The following is a 14,299-nucleotide window of genomic DNA, read 5'->3' as shown; positions in this document are numbered from 1 at the left end:
AGAAGGCGGAAAGTCGGGAGAAAACTACCCCGATTCTACCGAGCCCCCTTGTGGGACAGGGCCGACGCCACCCCGGGCGCCACGGGTACTGGCGCGCAGCTCTTTTTCAACTTTTTCAGATCGGCAACTGCGTGGTCGACAGCACCTGCTTGAGCACCACGAAAGTCCGGATCTGCCGCACGCCCGGCAGGTACAGCAGCTGCTCGGCATGCAGGCGGTTGAAGCTGTCGTTGTCGCGGGTGCGCACGAGCATGAAGTAGTCGAATTCGCCCGTGACGACGTGGCATTCGAGGCAGCCCGACACCTTCTGCGCCGCCTTCTCGAAATCGGCGAAGGAGTCGGGCGTGGAGCGGTCGAGCACCACGCCGATCATCACGAGCATGCCGACCTCGAGCGCGTCGGGGTCGAGCAGGGCGACCACGCCCTTGATGAGCCCGCCGGCCTTGAGCCGCTCGACCCGGCGCAGGCAGGCCGGCGCGCTGAGGTTCACCTTGGCGGCCAGCGCCACGTTCGACACCGAGGCGTCGCGCTGCAGGGCGCGCAGGATGGCGCGGTCGGTGCGATCGAGCTCGGTCGGGGCACGCAACTTTGTTGTGCTCATGGCTTCCTTCTCGGATGAAAAGCTTTCTTCTCGGCGATCCTGCCTTCTTTTGAACGCCAAATCCAGCGAACTTCGCAAGCACATTGCAAACGCTTCTTCCTACGATCGACAGCTTCACCCCCTCACCGCTTTTGGAGCTGCGTCGATGAACCTGAAGAAATTCCCCCGCCACGCCCTGACCTTCGGCCCCACGCCGATCCAGCCGCTGAAGCGCCTGAGCGCCCACCTGGGCGGCAAGGTCGATCTCTACGCCAAGCGCGAGGACTGCAACAGCGGCCTGGCCTTCGGCGGCAACAAGACGCGCAAGCTGGAGTACCTGATTCCCGAGGCGCTCGAAGGCGGCTACGACACGCTGGTGTCCATCGGCGGCATCCAGTCGAACCAGACGCGCCAGGTCGCGGCCGTGGCCGCGCACCTGGGCCTGAAGTGCGTACTGGTGCAGGAGAACTGGGTCAACTACTCCGACGCGGTGTACGACCGGGTCGGCAACATCGAGATGTCGCGCATCCTCGGCGCCGACGTGCGGCTGGACGCGGCGGGCTTCGACATCGGCATCCGCCAGAGCTGGGAACAGGCGATGGCCGACGTGCGCGCGGCCGGCGGCAAGCCCTTCCCGATCCCGGCGGGCTGCTCCGAGCACCCGCGCGGCGGCCTGGGCTTCGTGGGCTTTGCCGAGGAAGTGCGCCAGCAGGAGGCCGAGCTCGGGTTCAAGTTCGACTACGTCGTGGTCTGCTCGGTCACGGGCAGCACGCAGGCCGGCATGGTGGTGGGCTTCGCGGCCGACGGGCGGGCCGACCGCGTGATCGGCATCGACGCCTCGGCCAAGCCGCAGCAGACCTACGAGCAGATCCTGCGCATCGCCAAAAACACGGCCGAGCTGGTCGAGCTGGGCCGCGACATCACCGAGAAAGACGTGGTGCTCGACCGCCGCTTCGGCGGGCCCGAGTACGGGCTGCCGAACGAGGGCACGCTGGAGGCGATCCGGTTGAGCGCGCGCTTCGACGGCATGCTGACCGACCCGGTGTACGAGGGCAAGTCGATGCACGGGATGATCGAGAAGGTGCGGCTGGGCGAATTCCCGGCCGGCTCGAAGGTGCTCTATGCCCACCTGGGCGGGGTGCCCGCGCTGAACGCCTACAGCTTCCTGTTCCGCAACGGCTGAACCAGACGGCGCAATGAAAAAGGCCGGCATGCGCCGGCCTTTGTCTTGTTGCGAACGAACTCGCTCAGCGCGCTCTGCAGATCTTCAGCATGTTGGTGCCGCCCGGCGCACCCATCGGCTCGCCGCAGGTGATCGCGTACACGTCACCGCTTTGCACGATGCCGCGCTTCTTCAGATGGGCTTCCGCCTGTTCGAGCGCGGTGTCGCGGTCGGTCTGCGAGTCCATCAGCAGCGGGCGCACGTTGCGGTACAGCGCCAGCTTGCGCTGCGTGGACAGGCGCGAGGTCAGCGCGTACATGGGGATGTGCGCGCGGTGGCGGCTCATCCACAGGATGGTGGAGCCCGACTCGGTCAGCGCCACGATGGCCTTGGCGCCCAGGTGGTGCGCCGTGAACAGCGCGCCCATGGCGATCGACTGGTCGATGCGGCTGTAGGTCTTGCCGCTGAAGTCGGCATCGAGCGTCTTGTCTTCGGCCGCTTCGGCGGCTTCGCAGATGCGGCTCATTTCCTGGACAGTCTCGAGCGGGTAGCGGCCCGAGGCGGTTTCGGCCGACAGCATCACGGCATCGGTGCCGTCGAGCACGGCGTTGGCCACGTCGCTCACCTCGGCGCGGGTGGGCACGGGGTTGGTGATCATCGACTCCATCATCTGGGTCGCGGTGATGACCACCTTGTCCATGTCGCGCGCCATGCGGATCATCTTTTTCTGCAGCGCCGGCACGGCGGCGTTGCCCACTTCCACGGCCAGGTCGCCGCGGGCGACCATGATGCCGTCGCTGGCGCGCAGGATTTCTTCCAGCTTCGGAATGGCCTCGGCGCGCTCGATCTTGGCGATCATGCCGGGCTTGTGGCCGTACTCGGCGGCCGCGACGTTGCACAGCTGGCGCGCCATTTCCATGTCGGTGGCGTTCTTGGGGAAGCTCACGGCCACGTAGTCGGCCTGGAAGCTCATCGCGGTCTTGATGTCTTCCATGTCCTTGGCCGTCAACGCGGGCGCCGTGAGGCCGCCGCCCTGCTTGTTGATGCCCTTGTTGTTCGACAGCTCGCCGCCCAGCTTGACGGTGGTGTGCACCGCTTCGCCCTTGACGCCGTCGACCGTGAGCACGATCAGGCCGTCGTTCAGCAGCAGCTTGTCGCCGGGCTTCACGTCGCGCGGCAGGTCCTTGTAGTCGAGGCCGACGGCGTCGACGTCGCCCAGCTCGGTGCGCGAGGCGTCGAGCACGAACTTGGCGCCCGGCTCCAGCCAGATCTTGCCCTGCGCGAACTTGCCGACGCGGATCTTCGGGCCCTGCAGGTCGGCCATGATGGCCACTTCGCGGCCGGCCTTGCGGGCCGCCTCACGCACCATGGTGGCGCGGTCGATGTGGTCCTGCGCCGTGCCGTGGCTGAAGTTCAGCCGCACCACGCTGACCTTGGCCAGGATCATCTGTTCCAGCAATTCCGGCGTGCTGGAGGCGGGGCCGAGGGTGGCGACGATCTTGGTGGCGTGGCGGGGGATGCGGTCCGAGCTCATGAAGGGGGTCTCCGTTTTGTATTCGCTACTGTATACACTTTGTGTGTCGAACGGAAGTCAGTCGCCACGGGGGATTTCCCTCCCGTGGCCGGACCGCCGCCGGAATCAGCCTGCCGCGCGCTTGGCCAGGATCTCGAAGGCCGGCAGGGTCTTGCCCTCCAGCACCTCGAGGAAGGCACCGCCGCCGGTCGAGATGTAACCGACCTGCTTTTCGATGCCGTACTTGGCGATGGCCGCCAGGGTGTCGCCGCCGCCGGCGATCGAGAAGGCGCTGCTTTCGGCAATGGCTTGCGCGATGGCCTTCGTGCCGCCCGCGAAGGCGTCGAACTCGAACACGCCCACGGGGCCGTTCCAGACGATGGTGCCGGCTTCGCGCAGCTGCGCGGCCAGGATGGCGGCCGTCTTCGGGCCGATGTCCAGGATCAGGTCGTCCTCGGCCACGTCGGTGGCGGCCTTGACGGTGGCGGGCGCGTCGGCCGCGAAGGTCTTGGCCGTGACCACATCGACCGGGATCGGCACGTCGGCGCCGCGCGCGCGCATGGCGTCGATGACGGCCTTGGCCTGGTCAAGCAGGTCGGGCTCGGCCAGCGACTTGCCGATCGACAGGCCCGCGGCCAGCATGAAGGTGTTGGCGATGCCGCCGCCGACGATCAACTGGTCGACGTTGGCCGACAGGCTCTTGAGGATGGTGAGCTTGGTGCTGACCTTCGAGCCCGCCACGATGGCGACCAGCGGGCGCTTGGGCTGGGCCAGCGCCTTGCTGATGGCGTCCATTTCGGCCGCCAGCAGCGGGCCGGCCGCGGCCACCTTGGCGAACTGCGCGATGCCGTAGGTGGTGGCTTCGGCGCGGTGGGCGGTGCCGAAGGCGTCGTTCACGTAGATGTCGGTGAGCGCGGCCAGCTTGCGGGCCAGCGCTTCGTCGTTCTTCTTCTCGCCCTTGTTGACGCGGCAGTTCTCCAGCAGCACGACCTGGCCGGGTTTGACGTCGACGCCGTCGACCCAATTGGCCACCAGCGGCACTTCACGGCCGAGCAGCTCGCCCAGGCGCTGGGCCACGGGGGCCAGCGAGTCTTCAGGCTTGAACTCGCCTTCGGTCGGGCGGCCCAGGTGCGAGGTGACCATCACGGCCGCGCCGGCGTCGAGCGCCAGCTGGATGCAGGGCACCGAGGCGCGGATGCGCGTGTCTTCGGTGATGCGGCCGGCATCGTCTTGCGGCACGTTGAGGTCGGCACGGATGAAGACGCGCTGGCCGGCGGCCTTGCCTTGCGCACAGAGGTCGGTGAATCGAATGACGTTCATGGGTCTGAGGATGGTGAAAGACGGGACTGCCCGCATTGTAGTTTTCGCCCTCTGGCGCCCCTGCGCGTCTCTTGCGGGGCGCCGATGCTTTTTCAGGCCTTCGGCTGCGCGGTCGCGAACTGCGCCAGGATGCCGACGAAGCTCGCCGCCGCGGGCGACAGCGAGCGCCGCGCCGCGCTGTACACGCAGACCTCGCGGTGGAAGTCGGGCGACTCGAGCCGCACCATCTGCAGCCCGTGCGCGCGCACCAGCGACGCCGAGTAGGTCGGGCACACGGTCAGCCCCAGGCCCGAGGCCACCATGCCCAGCGCGGTGGTCATGTACGACACCTCCTGCGTGCCCGGCCGCATCAGGAAGGCGCGCTCCTCGGCCCCCAGCTCGGGCAGCACGCGCTGGCGGAAGTCGCGCGTGGGCGCGATGAAGGTGTAGGGCCCCAGCTCGTGCCAGCGCACCTTGCGGCGCTTGGCAAAGGCGTGGCCGGGCGGGCAGATCAGCCAGTGGCGGTCGCGGAACAGCGTGCGGCGCTCGATAGCGGCGGCGTCCACCGCCACGTCCTGGCCCACGGCCAGCTCGACGTCGCCGGCCGCCACGCCCAGCAGCAGGTGCTCGGGCAACGTGTCGGCCAGGCGCACGTCCACGTCGGGGTACGCCTCGCGGTAGGCGGCGATCACGCGCGGCATCAGCGTGCAGGCCATGAGCTGCGGCGCTGCGAGCCGCAACAGCCCTTTCTTCTTGTCACGCAGGTCGGTCACGCCCGCGACCGCGCTCGTGAGGTCGCCGAGCAGCCGGTGCACCGACGGCAGGAACTCGCGCCCCGCCTCCGACAGCTGCACGCGCCGCGTGTTGCGGTCGAGCAGCTGCACGCCCATCTCGCGCTCGAGTTCGCGCACCAGCACGCTGAGCGCCGACTGCGTGAGGTGCAGCTGCCCGGCGGCGGTGGTGAAGCTGCCGGTTTCGGCCACGGCGGCGAAGGCGCGCAGCTGGCGCAGGGTGAGGTTCATATATATGGTTATTTCATCAATCGATGAATTAATTTCGATTGCATCATAAGACGCGGCATTGCCCAATCGCGGCCTCAACGGAGACACGACATGCCGACGACCGCCACCCCCACGGCGCCCCCACCCATTCGCGGGCTGCACCACTTCGCCTGGCGCTGCCGCGACAGCGAGGAAACCCGCCACTTCTACGAAGACCTGCTGGGCCTGCCGCTGGCCCACGTCATCAAGAACGACCACGTCCCGAGCACGGGCGAGTACTGCCCCTACGTGCACATCTTTTTCCAGATGCGCGACGGCGCGTACATCGCCTTCTTCGACCTGGGCGACGACACCGCCGCGCTGCCCTCGCCCAACACGCCTTCGTGGGTGAACCACATCGCGCTGCGCGTCGACTCGGTGGCCGACCTGCTGGCCGCCAAGGCGCGGCTCGAAGGCGCGGGCGTCGAGGTGCTGGGCGTGACCGACCACCACATCATCGAGTCGATCTACTTCTTCGACCCCAACGGCATCCGCGTGGAACTCACCACGCCGACCGTGCCGCAAACCGAGATGGACGCGCACGCGCGCCATGCCCACGCCGACCTCGACGCGTGGACCGCGCGCAAGGCGGCGCTTCGCGCAGCGAAAGGCGCGTCGCATGTCTGAGTTGCAACTCGCCGTCATCGACGTGAAGCCCGGCGCGGCCATGGACAGCCAGTCGGGCCTGCAGCTGCTGCGCCCGCGCATCTACGGCGCCTTCCGCGCGCCGCCGGGGCCGAAAAAGATCGCGGCCATCGTGATGCACCCGACCAGCAACTTCATGGGCCACTACCTCATCGGCCCGCTGGCCGAGCGCGGCATCTGCTGCATGGGCCTGAACTCGCGCTTCGTCGGCAACGACACGGTGCTGCTGATGGAGCGTGCGATTCAAGACCTGGGCGCCGGCGTGCAGTACCTGCGCGCGGCCGGCTACGAGAAGGTGTTCCTGGTCGGCAACTCGGGCGGCGCGGCGCTCTCGGCCTTCTACCAGGCGCAGGCCGAGCAGCTCACGGCCACGCACCTGCCCGACGGCGACCCGACCCACCTGCACGCCAGCGACCTGCCGCCCGTGGACGGCCTCGCGCTGTGCGCCGCGCACCTGGGCCGCACGCGGCTCATGCGCGATTGGATCGACCCCTCGGTCACCGACGAGCACGACCCGCTCTCGGTCGACCCCGATCTCGACATGTACGACCCGCGCCACCGCGTGCCCTACGAGGCCGACTTTCTCGCGCGCTTCAGCGCGGCGCAGAAGGCGCGGCTGGACCGCATCGAGCAGTGGTGCCTCGGTCGCCTCGCGCTGCTGCGCGGCACACCCGGCGCGCCGCGCGACCAGACCTTCGTCGTCTACCGCACGCACGCCGATCCGCGCTGCGTCGACCTGTCGCTCGATGCCAATGCGCGCCTGCCCGGCAGCGTGTGGGGCAATGCGCGGCAGGTGAACTATTCGGCCAACGCGATGGGCCGCACCACCTCGCTCACCGCGTTCCTCTCGCAGTGGTCGTCGCGCTCGCAGGCCGACGGGCCCACCAACCTCGCGCGCACCACGGTGCCCAAGCTGCTGCTGACCTACACCGGCGACCAGTCGACCTTTCCGAGCACGCGCGACGCCTGGATGGCCGCGGGCGGCGCGCGCATCCGCAACGTCGACATCGTCGGCGGCAACCACTACCTGGCGGGCCAGCCCGAGCTGATCCCGCAGGCCGCCGATGCCATCGCCGAGTTCGCGCACGCGCTGTAGAAGAGCCATGGAAAACTTTGCATTCGCACCGGCCTACGAGTTGCCGGTCTGGCCCTTCACGCCGCCGCCCGAACTCGGCAGCGCGCAGGTGGTGCGCCACCCGGTCGTGATCGTCGGCGCCGGCCCCTCGGGCCTCACGCTGGCCTGCGACCTCGCGCAACGCGGCGTGCGCGCCGTGCTGCTCGACGAGGACGACACCGTGGGCGTGCGCGGCGCTTCGTCGCGCGGCATCTGCTACGCGCAGAAGAGCCTGGAGATCTTCGAGCGCCTGGGCATCTGCGAACGCATCGCGGCCAAGGGTGTCACCTGGTCGTTCGGGCGCACCTTCTCGGGCAACGAGGAGGTCTACAACTTCAACCTGCAGGCCACCAGCGTCTCGACGCAGCCGCCCTTCATCAACCTGCAGCAGTTCTACATCGAGTGGTTCCTGGTCGATCGCATCCTCGAACTCGGTGTGACCGACCTGCGCTGGAAGAGCCGCGTGACGCGCGTCGAGCCGCTGGCCGACGGCGTGCGCATCGACATAGAGACGCCCGCCGGCAGCTACACGATCGAGGCCGACCACCTGATCGACGCCACGGGCGCGAACAGCCCGATCCGCACGCAGCTCGGCGTGGCATCGCATGCCTCGCGCAGCACCGACCGCTGGTGCATCAGCGACGTGCGCTTTGAAAAACCGCTGCCCACCGAACGCTGGACCTGGGTCGACGCACCCTTCAACGAAGGCCGCGGCGTGTGGCAGCACCTGATGGCCGACGGCGTGTGGCGCATCGACTACCAGATGCCCGAGGACTGCGACCCGGCCGAGATCAGCCGCCCCGAGGTGGCCGGTGCGCGGCTGCGCGAACAGCTCGGGCCCGACGTGGCGTTCGAGTTCGTGTGGATCGGCCCGTACGGCTACCGCGACCACCTGCTCGAGCGCTTCCGCCACGGCCGCGTGTGCTTCATCGGCGATGCCGCGCACGTGGTGAGCCCCTTCGGCGCGCGCGGCGGCAACACCGGCATCCAGGACGCGGCCAACCTCGGCTGGAAGCTCGCGCTGGTCGTGCAAGGGCAGGCCGACGACGCGCTGCTCGACAGCTACGACGCCGAGCGCCGCCCGGCCGCGCAAGAGAACCTGACGGTCACGAGCCGCTCCGCGCGCTTCCTCGCGCCGCGCTCGCCGGCCGAGCACACGCTGCGCCGCGCCGTGGTGACACTGGCCAAGCGCCACACCTTCGCACGCGCGCTGGTCAACACGGGCCGCATGTCGGTCGCCAACGACTACCCCGCCGCGCCGCTGTTGCCCGAGGGCGCGCGCACGGTGCAGAACCTGCCGCTGCATTGGGCCGACGGGCGCCAGACCACGCTGATGCAGCTGCTGGCCGAGGGCACGCAGTGCCTGGGCCTGTGGTTCGCGCCGACGCGCGCGCAGGCGCAAGCTGCGATCGATGCCACGGCCGGATTGCCGCTGCGCCTGCTGGCCGTGGGCGGCGACAGCGGCCTGCCGACCTTGCAGGCCGACGAAACGCTGGCGCGCCACCTCGGCATCGATCCCAGCGCGGGTGGCTTCGTGCTCGTACGCCCCGATGCCTACCGCGCTGCGCTCCTTGCGCAGGCCACGCCCGACACGGTCACCGCCGCCGTCCGCACGGCGCTCGCACTCCCTGCTTCGTCCCCATGATCACCGAGCCCCGCATCCCCGACCCCGACGGCTTCTACGCCGCCCTGCTGGCCGCGCACGAAGGCCGCACCGAGGCGCAAAGCGCCGACCTCAACGCCCGCCTCGTGCTGCTGCTGGCCAACCAGTGCGCCGACCAGGCCGTGCTGCTCGCGTGCATCGACGCGGCAGCCGAGGCCGAAGAAGACATCCCCACGACCACGACAACACCGCCATGACCGCCACCGTCTCTTTCGCTTCCGCCTCCGACACCCGCGAGCAGAAGCCCCGGCTGCAGGAACTCGCCCCGGGCGCCTACGGCTACATCAGCGACTTCGATCCCAACTGCGGCTTCGTCGTCGGCGACGAGCAGGTGGTGCTGATCGACACCCGCCCCACGCCGCGCATGGCGCGCGACTTCCTCGCGGCGATCCGCAGCGTCACCGACAAGCCGATCCGCACCATCGTGCTCACCCACTACCACGCGGTGCGCGTGATGGGCGCGAGCGCCTTCGACGAGGTGCAGGAGATCGTCGCCAGCAACGGCACGCTCGACTGGATCCGCACGCGCGGCCAGGCCGATTTCGAATCGGAAGTCGGCCGCTTTCCGCGCCTGTTCGCGGGCGTGGAAGAGATTCCGGGCCTGACCTTCCCGACCACGACCTTCGAGCGCGAGATGACGCTGCCACTAGGCGGTGGCCGCGAGTTGCGGCTCATGGCGCTGGGCCGCGGCCATTCGAGCGGCGACACCGTGGCGTGGCTGCCCGACAGCGGCGTGCTGTTTGCAGGCGACGTGGTCGAGAACCACTGCGGCGTGTACGCGGGCGACGCCTACATCGGCGACTGGGCCGGCACGCTCGACGCGGTGCGTGCGCTCAAGCCGCGCGTGCTGGTGCCCGGGCGCGGCGCGGTGCTGCAGGGTGAAGCCGCCTGCGCCGAGGCGATCGGGCTCACGAAGGACTTTCTCTCGACGCTGCTCGACAGCGTGCGCGCGGGCATCGCCGCGGGCGAGACGCTCAAGGGCTGCTTCGCGCGCGCCGAAGCGGCCATGACGCCGCGCTTCGGCGGCTGGCCGGTGTTCCAGCACGTGCTGCCTTTCGACGTCTCGCGCGCGTACGACGAGCTGCGCGGCATCGAGCACCCAGTCGTGTGGACCGCCGAGCGCGACCGCGAGCTCTGGCAGGTCCTGCGTGGCACCTGAGCCGCCCCCTTTTTCAACAAAGCAACGGAGACAAAAACGATGAAACGCCTTCTTCCCCTGCTGGCCGCGACCCTCGCACTCGCCGCCGCACCCTTCGCATCGGCGCAACCGGCGGCCTACCCCAGCCAGCCCGTGAAATGGATCGTGCCCTACGTGGCCGGCGGCGGCACCGACAACCTCGCGCGCTCGCTGGCCGAGGCCATGCAGCCGTCGCTCGGCCAGCCGCTGATCATCGACAACCGCCCCGGCGCGTCGACCAACATCGGCGTGTCGGTGATGATGCAGGCCAAGCCCGACGGCTACACGATCATGCAGGCCGAGAACGCGGCGCTGCTGTTCAACGAGCACATGTTCGCCAAGCTTCCCTACAAGCCGGCGACCGACTTCACCTACATCGGCACCATCGGGCGCTTCCCGGTGGCGCTGGTCGTGCATCCCGACTTTCCCGCGAAGAACGTGGCCGAGTTCGTGCGCTACGTGAAGGCCAACCCCGACAAGGTGAGCTACGCCTCGCCCGGCAACGGCTCGCCGCACCACATGGCGATGGAGCTGTTCAAGCAGAAGGCGGGCCTCACGATCACGCACGTGCCGTACAAGGGCGCCGCGCCCGCCATGACCGACGTGATGGGCGGCCAGGTGCCGACGATGATGCTCGACCTGGCCTCGGGCCTGCCGATCATCAAGTCGGGCAAGGTGCGCGTGCTGGCCATCGCGCTGCCGCAGCGCGCCAGTGCGTTGCCCGAGGTGCCGACCTTCGTCGAAGCGGGCTTCAGCGACGTCAACGCCTACGCCTTCCACGGCCTGATCGGCCCGGCCGGCATGCCGCCCGAGGCCGTGGCGCGCATCAACACCGAGCTGCACAAGGCGATGAAGGCACCGAAGGTGGTGAAGCTGTTTGCGGAGTTCGGTTTCGAGGCGCTGCCCGGCACGCCGCAGGACTTCTACAAGCTCTCGCGCGCGGAGAGCGAGCGCTGGGGCAACATCATCAAGACCGCCGGCGTGAAGCTCGACTAGTCTGAGTCGATCACCAGCCCAGGCCGAGGTGCAGGGGCAGGTACACCGCCATGCCGGCCAGCATCGTGCCGAGCACGCCGCGCCGCCAGAAGTAATAAGCACCGCCGACGACCGCCGCATAGAGGCGGGCGTCGTGCAGCGTGGTGATCAGGTGGCCCTGCGTCATCACGATCTCGGGCGCGATCACGCCGGCCAGCGCGGCGGCCGGCGCGTAGTGCAGCGCGCGGTGCGCCCACTCGGGCAGGCCCCAGGGCCGGTCGAGGATGAAGAAGAAGCAGCGCGTGAGCACGGTGACGCCAGCCAAGCCGGCGATCACGGCCAGGGTCCACCAGTCAGTGCCGCCGGTGCTCATTTGTCGTCCTCCGCGTCGGGGTCGAGCCCGAACTGCTTTTCGAGCCAGAAGCACAGCAGCACCGCCACGCCGATCGCGACCACGATGTTGAGCTTGAGCGGCAGCGCATAGGCCGCGACCGCCGTGGCGCCCGCGATGAGCGCGGCCAGCACGCGCAGCCGCGTCGTCGCCATCGAGCAGACGATGGCTACCAGGCTCAGCACGCCGGCAAAGCCCAGGCCCCAGGTCTGCGGAATGAGGTTGGCCAGCGCGATGCCCAGCAGGCTCATGCCCATCCACGCGCACCAGGTCACGAAGTAGTTGCCGGTGAGGTAGGCCTCTTGCGCCAGCCGTTCGGCGGGCGTGGTCGGCGGGGCCGTGTACTGCTTGGTGAAGAGCGCGTAGCTCAGGTCGGCCGTCAGGTAGCCGTGCAGCAGGCGGCGCCAGCGCGGCATGTGCATGAGGTAGGGCCGCAGGTGCAGGCTGAACACCACGAAGCGCAGGTTGACGCAGAAGCCCGTCGCCAAAATCACCCAGGCCGGCGCGCCCGCGGCCAGCAGCGGGATGGCGGCCAGCTGCGAGCTGCCGGCGTAGACGAACAGGGTCATCGCCACGGCCTCGAGCACGCTCATGTCCGACTTGACCATGGCCACGCCGGTCATCAGGCCCCAGGCGCCGATGCCGAGCGCGGCCGAGGCCATGTCGCGCATGCCGGCGCGGAACTCGGGCTGGCGGCGCAGCGTGGGCGAGAGGAACATCAGCCGAAGACCTGGCCGGTCTTCAGGTCGAAGCCGCGCAGGAAATCGGCCGCGGGCAGGCGCTTGCCGCCCGGGCGTTGCAGTTCGGTGAGCACCACGGTCGCATCCGATGCCGCCACGGCGACGCCGGTGGCGTCGGCCGAGACGACGGTGCCGGGCGCGGCGCCCGTATTGCCGGGCACCACGTGCGCGGCCCAGAGCTTGACGGTCTCGCCGCCGAGCGGGCTGTTGGCGCCGGGGAAGGGATCGAAGGCCAGCACGCGGCGCACGATGGCGGCGGCGGGCTGCGTCCAGTCGATCAGCGCTTCGTGCTTCTCGACCTTGTGGGCGTAGGTGATGCCTTCGGTGGGCTGCGGCGTGCGAACCAGCTGGCCGATCTGCGCCAGCGCCTCGACCACCATGCGGCCACCGAGCGCGGCGAGCCGGTCGTGCAGGCGGGCGGTGTTCTCGCCGGGCGCGATGTCGAGCGCCTCGCGCAGCAGCATGTCGCCGGTGTCCAGGCCCGCGTCCATCTGCATGATGGTGATGCCGGTCTGCGCGTCGCCGGCCTCGATGGCGCGGTGGATCGGCGCGGCGCCGCGCCAGCGCGGCAGCAGGCTGGCGTGGATGTTGAGGCAGCCGTGCACCGGCAGGTCGAGCACCCACTGCGGCAGGATCAGCCCGTAAGCCGCGACCACCATCACGTCGGGCTGCCACGCCAGCAGCGTGTCGCGCGCGGCCGTGGCCTCGTCGGGGTACTTGCCGTCCAGCCGCAGGCTGCGCGGCTGCGCCACGGGCCAGTGGTTGGCCACGGCGCACTGCTTGACGGGCGAAGCCTGCAGCTTCATGCCGCGGCCGGCGGGCCGGTCGGGCTGGCTCATCACGCCGACGATGTCATGGCCGGCAGCGGCGATGGCCTCCAGGGCGACGCGCGCGAACTCGGGCGTGCCCGCAAAAACGACTTTCAACGCGCTCAATCCCGGTTCCGTTCGAATTCGAGGTCATCCCCCGTGTGATACCGGCGCACCACGCCGGTGGGGTCGATGTAGATATAGAGCATGCGGCGCTCGTTGACGGCCTTGTAGCGCCAGGTCCAGACGGCGCCGTCGAAGGAGCTGACGCGGCTGATTTCGTAGGGCTTGCCGTAGAAGGCCAGCACCTCGTTCTGGCGCCAGCGGTCGACCTGGATGTCGTGGCCGAAGCGCGCCTCGGTGAGCACCTGGGTCACCGAGACGACCTTGCCGGACGCGTCGAGGTCGATGTCGACCACTTCGAAGCCCGCCGGCATGCGCGAGTACTGCAGCCGCTCGCCACCGCCGTTGAGCGGGTAGCGGCCCGTGGGCGCGCCCAGGCGCTGCAGGGTCTCGGCGGCGGAGGTGCCGGGCTGGATGCGCGTGGGTTCGCTGACGCAACCCGCCAGGAACAACAGTCCGGCGGCGGCCAGCGAGGACCACGCAGCCCGGCGGCAGTTCATGCCCGCGCTTCTTTCATCTCCTCGCGCTGTTGCTTGAGGAGCTTGCTCTTGATGCGGTTGCGCTTGAGCGGCGACAGGTATTCGACGAACACCTTGCCCAGGAGGTGGTCGAGCTCGTGCTGGATGCACACAGCCAGCAGGCCGTCGGCCTCGAGGGTGTGGCTGTTGCCGTCGGCGTCGAGCGCCTGGACCTTCACCGAGGTGGAGCGCATCACGCCGTCGTAGATGCCGGGCACCGAGAGGCAGCCCTCTTCATTGAGCACCTTCTCGTCGCTGGCCCAGGTGATTTCCGGGTTGATGAGCACGATCGGCTCGTTGCGCTCTTCGGAGACGTCGATCACGACCACGCGCTCATGCACGTCGATCTGGGTCGCGGCCAGGCCGATGCCGCTCGCGTCGTACATGGTTTCCAGCATGTCGGCGACCAGCGTCTTGATGCGCGCGTCCACGCCCTGCACCGGTTTGGCCACCGTGTGCAGGCGCTTGTCGGGGTAACTCAGAATGATTCGTTTGGCCATGAAATCGGGGGGAAGTTGTGGCTATTTTCGCCAATTCCGCGACGCGTCGC

At 69.1% G+C, this 14,299-nt stretch carries 16 protein-coding genes; 7 read left to right on the top strand and 9 right to left on the bottom strand.

Annotation, left to right across the window (positions count from 1 at the left end):
* Positions 1-115: 115 nt before the first annotated feature.
* Positions 116-601 (bottom strand): Lrp/AsnC family transcriptional regulator, encoded by a 486-nt coding sequence (locus AC07Q9_RS18815; RefSeq protein WP_099793957.1) that lies wholly within the window; start codon positions 599-601, stop codon positions 116-118.
* 145 nt (positions 602-746) lie between these two features.
* On the opposite strand from AC07Q9_RS18815, the gene AC07Q9_RS18810 reads away from it, so the two are divergent.
* Positions 747-1,763: a 1-aminocyclopropane-1-carboxylate deaminase gene (locus tag AC07Q9_RS18810; RefSeq protein ID WP_495311243.1), complete on the top strand. Its 1,017-nt coding sequence runs from the start codon at positions 747-749 to the stop codon at positions 1,761-1,763.
* Positions 1,764-1,827: 64 nt separating this feature from the next.
* Here the strand turns inward: AC07Q9_RS18810 and pyk are convergent, their stop codons facing one another.
* The 3 genes from pyk to AC07Q9_RS18795 form a co-directional block, all read right to left on the bottom strand.
* The gene (pyk, locus tag AC07Q9_RS18805; protein ID WP_487847605.1) at positions 1,828-3,276 is read right to left on the bottom strand and encodes a pyruvate kinase; all 1,449 of its coding nucleotides are present in this window, start codon (positions 3,274-3,276) and stop codon (positions 1,828-1,830) included.
* Between the two features lie 105 nt (positions 3,277-3,381).
* Positions 3,382-4,575, bottom strand: coding sequence for a phosphoglycerate kinase (locus AC07Q9_RS18800; protein ID WP_369645594.1), 1,194 nt, complete (start codon positions 4,573-4,575; stop codon positions 3,382-3,384).
* A gap of 92 nt (positions 4,576-4,667) precedes the next feature.
* Positions 4,668-5,576, bottom strand: a complete 909-nt coding sequence (locus tag AC07Q9_RS18795) for a LysR family transcriptional regulator (protein WP_495311242.1) — start codon at positions 5,574-5,576, stop codon at positions 4,668-4,670.
* Positions 5,577-5,666: 90 nt separating this feature from the next.
* Between AC07Q9_RS18795 and AC07Q9_RS18790 the strand changes: the two genes are divergently transcribed.
* The 6 genes from AC07Q9_RS18790 to AC07Q9_RS18765 are packed head-to-tail and all read left to right on the top strand — an operon-like array spanning position 5,667 to position 11,189.
* On the top strand, positions 5,667-6,221 hold the full coding sequence (locus AC07Q9_RS18790) for a VOC family protein (protein WP_139700734.1): 555 nt from the start codon (positions 5,667-5,669) through the stop codon (positions 6,219-6,221).
* Complete coding sequence (locus AC07Q9_RS18785) at positions 6,214-7,335, top strand: alpha/beta hydrolase (RefSeq protein ID WP_495311241.1); 1,122 nt, start codon at positions 6,214-6,216, stop codon at positions 7,333-7,335. The genes AC07Q9_RS18790 and AC07Q9_RS18785 overlap by 8 nt, the downstream gene beginning before the upstream one ends.
* A gap of 7 nt (positions 7,336-7,342) precedes the next feature.
* Positions 7,343-8,998 carry an FAD-dependent oxidoreductase gene (locus AC07Q9_RS18780; protein WP_495311240.1) on the top strand — a complete coding sequence of 552 codons (1,656 nt, stop codon included), beginning with the start codon at positions 7,343-7,345 and terminating at the stop codon, positions 8,996-8,998.
* Positions 8,995-9,213: a DUF2783 domain-containing protein gene (locus tag AC07Q9_RS18775; RefSeq protein WP_307582163.1), complete on the top strand. Its 219-nt coding sequence runs from the start codon at positions 8,995-8,997 to the stop codon at positions 9,211-9,213. Before AC07Q9_RS18780 ends, AC07Q9_RS18775 begins: the two co-directional genes overlap by 4 nt.
* Entirely contained in the window at positions 9,210-10,175 is a 966-nt protein-coding gene (locus tag AC07Q9_RS18770; protein ID WP_495311238.1) for an MBL fold metallo-hydrolase, read from the top strand. The genes AC07Q9_RS18775 and AC07Q9_RS18770 overlap by 4 nt, the downstream gene beginning before the upstream one ends.
* Before the next feature lie 39 nt (positions 10,176-10,214).
* Complete coding sequence (locus AC07Q9_RS18765; RefSeq protein WP_495272712.1) at positions 10,215-11,189, top strand: Bug family tripartite tricarboxylate transporter substrate binding protein; 975 nt, start codon at positions 10,215-10,217, stop codon at positions 11,187-11,189.
* Between the two features lie 10 nt (positions 11,190-11,199).
* Here the strand turns inward: AC07Q9_RS18765 and AC07Q9_RS18760 are convergent, their stop codons facing one another.
* The 5 genes from AC07Q9_RS18760 to def are packed head-to-tail and all read right to left on the bottom strand — an operon-like array spanning position 11,200 to position 14,249.
* Positions 11,200-11,541 (bottom strand): AzlD domain-containing protein, encoded by a 342-nt coding sequence (locus tag AC07Q9_RS18760; RefSeq protein ID WP_495311237.1) that lies wholly within the window; start codon positions 11,539-11,541, stop codon positions 11,200-11,202.
* On the bottom strand, positions 11,538-12,278 hold the full coding sequence (locus tag AC07Q9_RS18755; protein WP_062478259.1) for an AzlC family ABC transporter permease: 741 nt from the start codon (positions 12,276-12,278) through the stop codon (positions 11,538-11,540). Before AC07Q9_RS18755 ends, AC07Q9_RS18760 begins: the two co-directional genes overlap by 4 nt.
* Positions 12,278-13,234: a methionyl-tRNA formyltransferase gene (gene fmt, locus AC07Q9_RS18750; RefSeq protein WP_495311232.1), complete on the bottom strand. Its 957-nt coding sequence runs from the start codon at positions 13,232-13,234 to the stop codon at positions 12,278-12,280. Before fmt ends, AC07Q9_RS18755 begins: the two co-directional genes overlap by 1 nt.
* Positions 13,231-13,731, bottom strand: coding sequence for a hypothetical protein (locus AC07Q9_RS18745; protein ID WP_489060736.1), 501 nt, complete (start codon positions 13,729-13,731; stop codon positions 13,231-13,233). The genes fmt and AC07Q9_RS18745 overlap by 4 nt, the downstream gene beginning before the upstream one ends.
* Positions 13,728-14,249, bottom strand: a complete 522-nt coding sequence (gene def / locus AC07Q9_RS18740; protein WP_495311229.1) for a peptide deformylase — start codon at positions 14,247-14,249, stop codon at positions 13,728-13,730. The genes AC07Q9_RS18745 and def overlap by 4 nt, the downstream gene beginning before the upstream one ends.
* Positions 14,250-14,299 lie beyond the last annotated feature (50 nt).

The sequence above is a fragment of the Variovorax sp. GW821-FHT09A10 genome (assembly GCF_059418385.1).
The sequence above is the reverse complement of the archived record's forward strand: the minus strand, read 5'-3'. Positions and strand labels throughout refer to the sequence as shown.

Excerpts from the sequence above, each read along its gene's own strand:
- AC07Q9_RS18815 (WP_099793957.1), bottom strand. The coding sequence starts at position 601 with ATGAGCACAACAAAGTTGCGTGCCCCGACCGAGCTCGATCGCACCGAC.
- AC07Q9_RS18810 (WP_495311243.1), top strand. The coding sequence starts at position 747 with ATGAACCTGAAGAAATTCCCCCGCCACGCCCTGACCTTCGGCCCCACG.
- pyk (WP_487847605.1), bottom strand. The coding sequence starts at position 3,276 with ATGAGCTCGGACCGCATCCCCCGCCACGCCACCAAGATCGTCGCCACC.
- AC07Q9_RS18800 (WP_369645594.1), bottom strand. The coding sequence starts at position 4,575 with ATGAACGTCATTCGATTCACCGACCTCTGTGCGCAAGGCAAGGCCGCC.
- AC07Q9_RS18795 (WP_495311242.1), bottom strand. The coding sequence starts at position 5,576 with ATGAACCTCACCCTGCGCCAGCTGCGCGCCTTCGCCGCCGTGGCCGAA.
- AC07Q9_RS18790 (WP_139700734.1), top strand. The coding sequence starts at position 5,667 with ATGCCGACGACCGCCACCCCCACGGCGCCCCCACCCATTCGCGGGCTG.
- AC07Q9_RS18785 (WP_495311241.1), top strand. The coding sequence starts at position 6,214 with ATGTCTGAGTTGCAACTCGCCGTCATCGACGTGAAGCCCGGCGCGGCC.
- AC07Q9_RS18780 (WP_495311240.1), top strand. The coding sequence starts at position 7,343 with ATGGAAAACTTTGCATTCGCACCGGCCTACGAGTTGCCGGTCTGGCCC.
- AC07Q9_RS18775 (WP_307582163.1), top strand. The coding sequence starts at position 8,995 with ATGATCACCGAGCCCCGCATCCCCGACCCCGACGGCTTCTACGCCGCC.
- AC07Q9_RS18770 (WP_495311238.1), top strand. The coding sequence starts at position 9,210 with ATGACCGCCACCGTCTCTTTCGCTTCCGCCTCCGACACCCGCGAGCAG.
- AC07Q9_RS18765 (WP_495272712.1), top strand. The coding sequence starts at position 10,215 with ATGAAACGCCTTCTTCCCCTGCTGGCCGCGACCCTCGCACTCGCCGCC.
- AC07Q9_RS18760 (WP_495311237.1), bottom strand. The coding sequence starts at position 11,541 with ATGAGCACCGGCGGCACTGACTGGTGGACCCTGGCCGTGATCGCCGGC.
- AC07Q9_RS18755 (WP_062478259.1), bottom strand. The coding sequence starts at position 12,278 with ATGTTCCTCTCGCCCACGCTGCGCCGCCAGCCCGAGTTCCGCGCCGGC.
- AC07Q9_RS18745 (WP_489060736.1), bottom strand. The coding sequence starts at position 13,731 with ATGAACTGCCGCCGGGCTGCGTGGTCCTCGCTGGCCGCCGCCGGACTG.
- def (WP_495311229.1), bottom strand. The coding sequence starts at position 14,249 with ATGGCCAAACGAATCATTCTGAGTTACCCCGACAAGCGCCTGCACACG.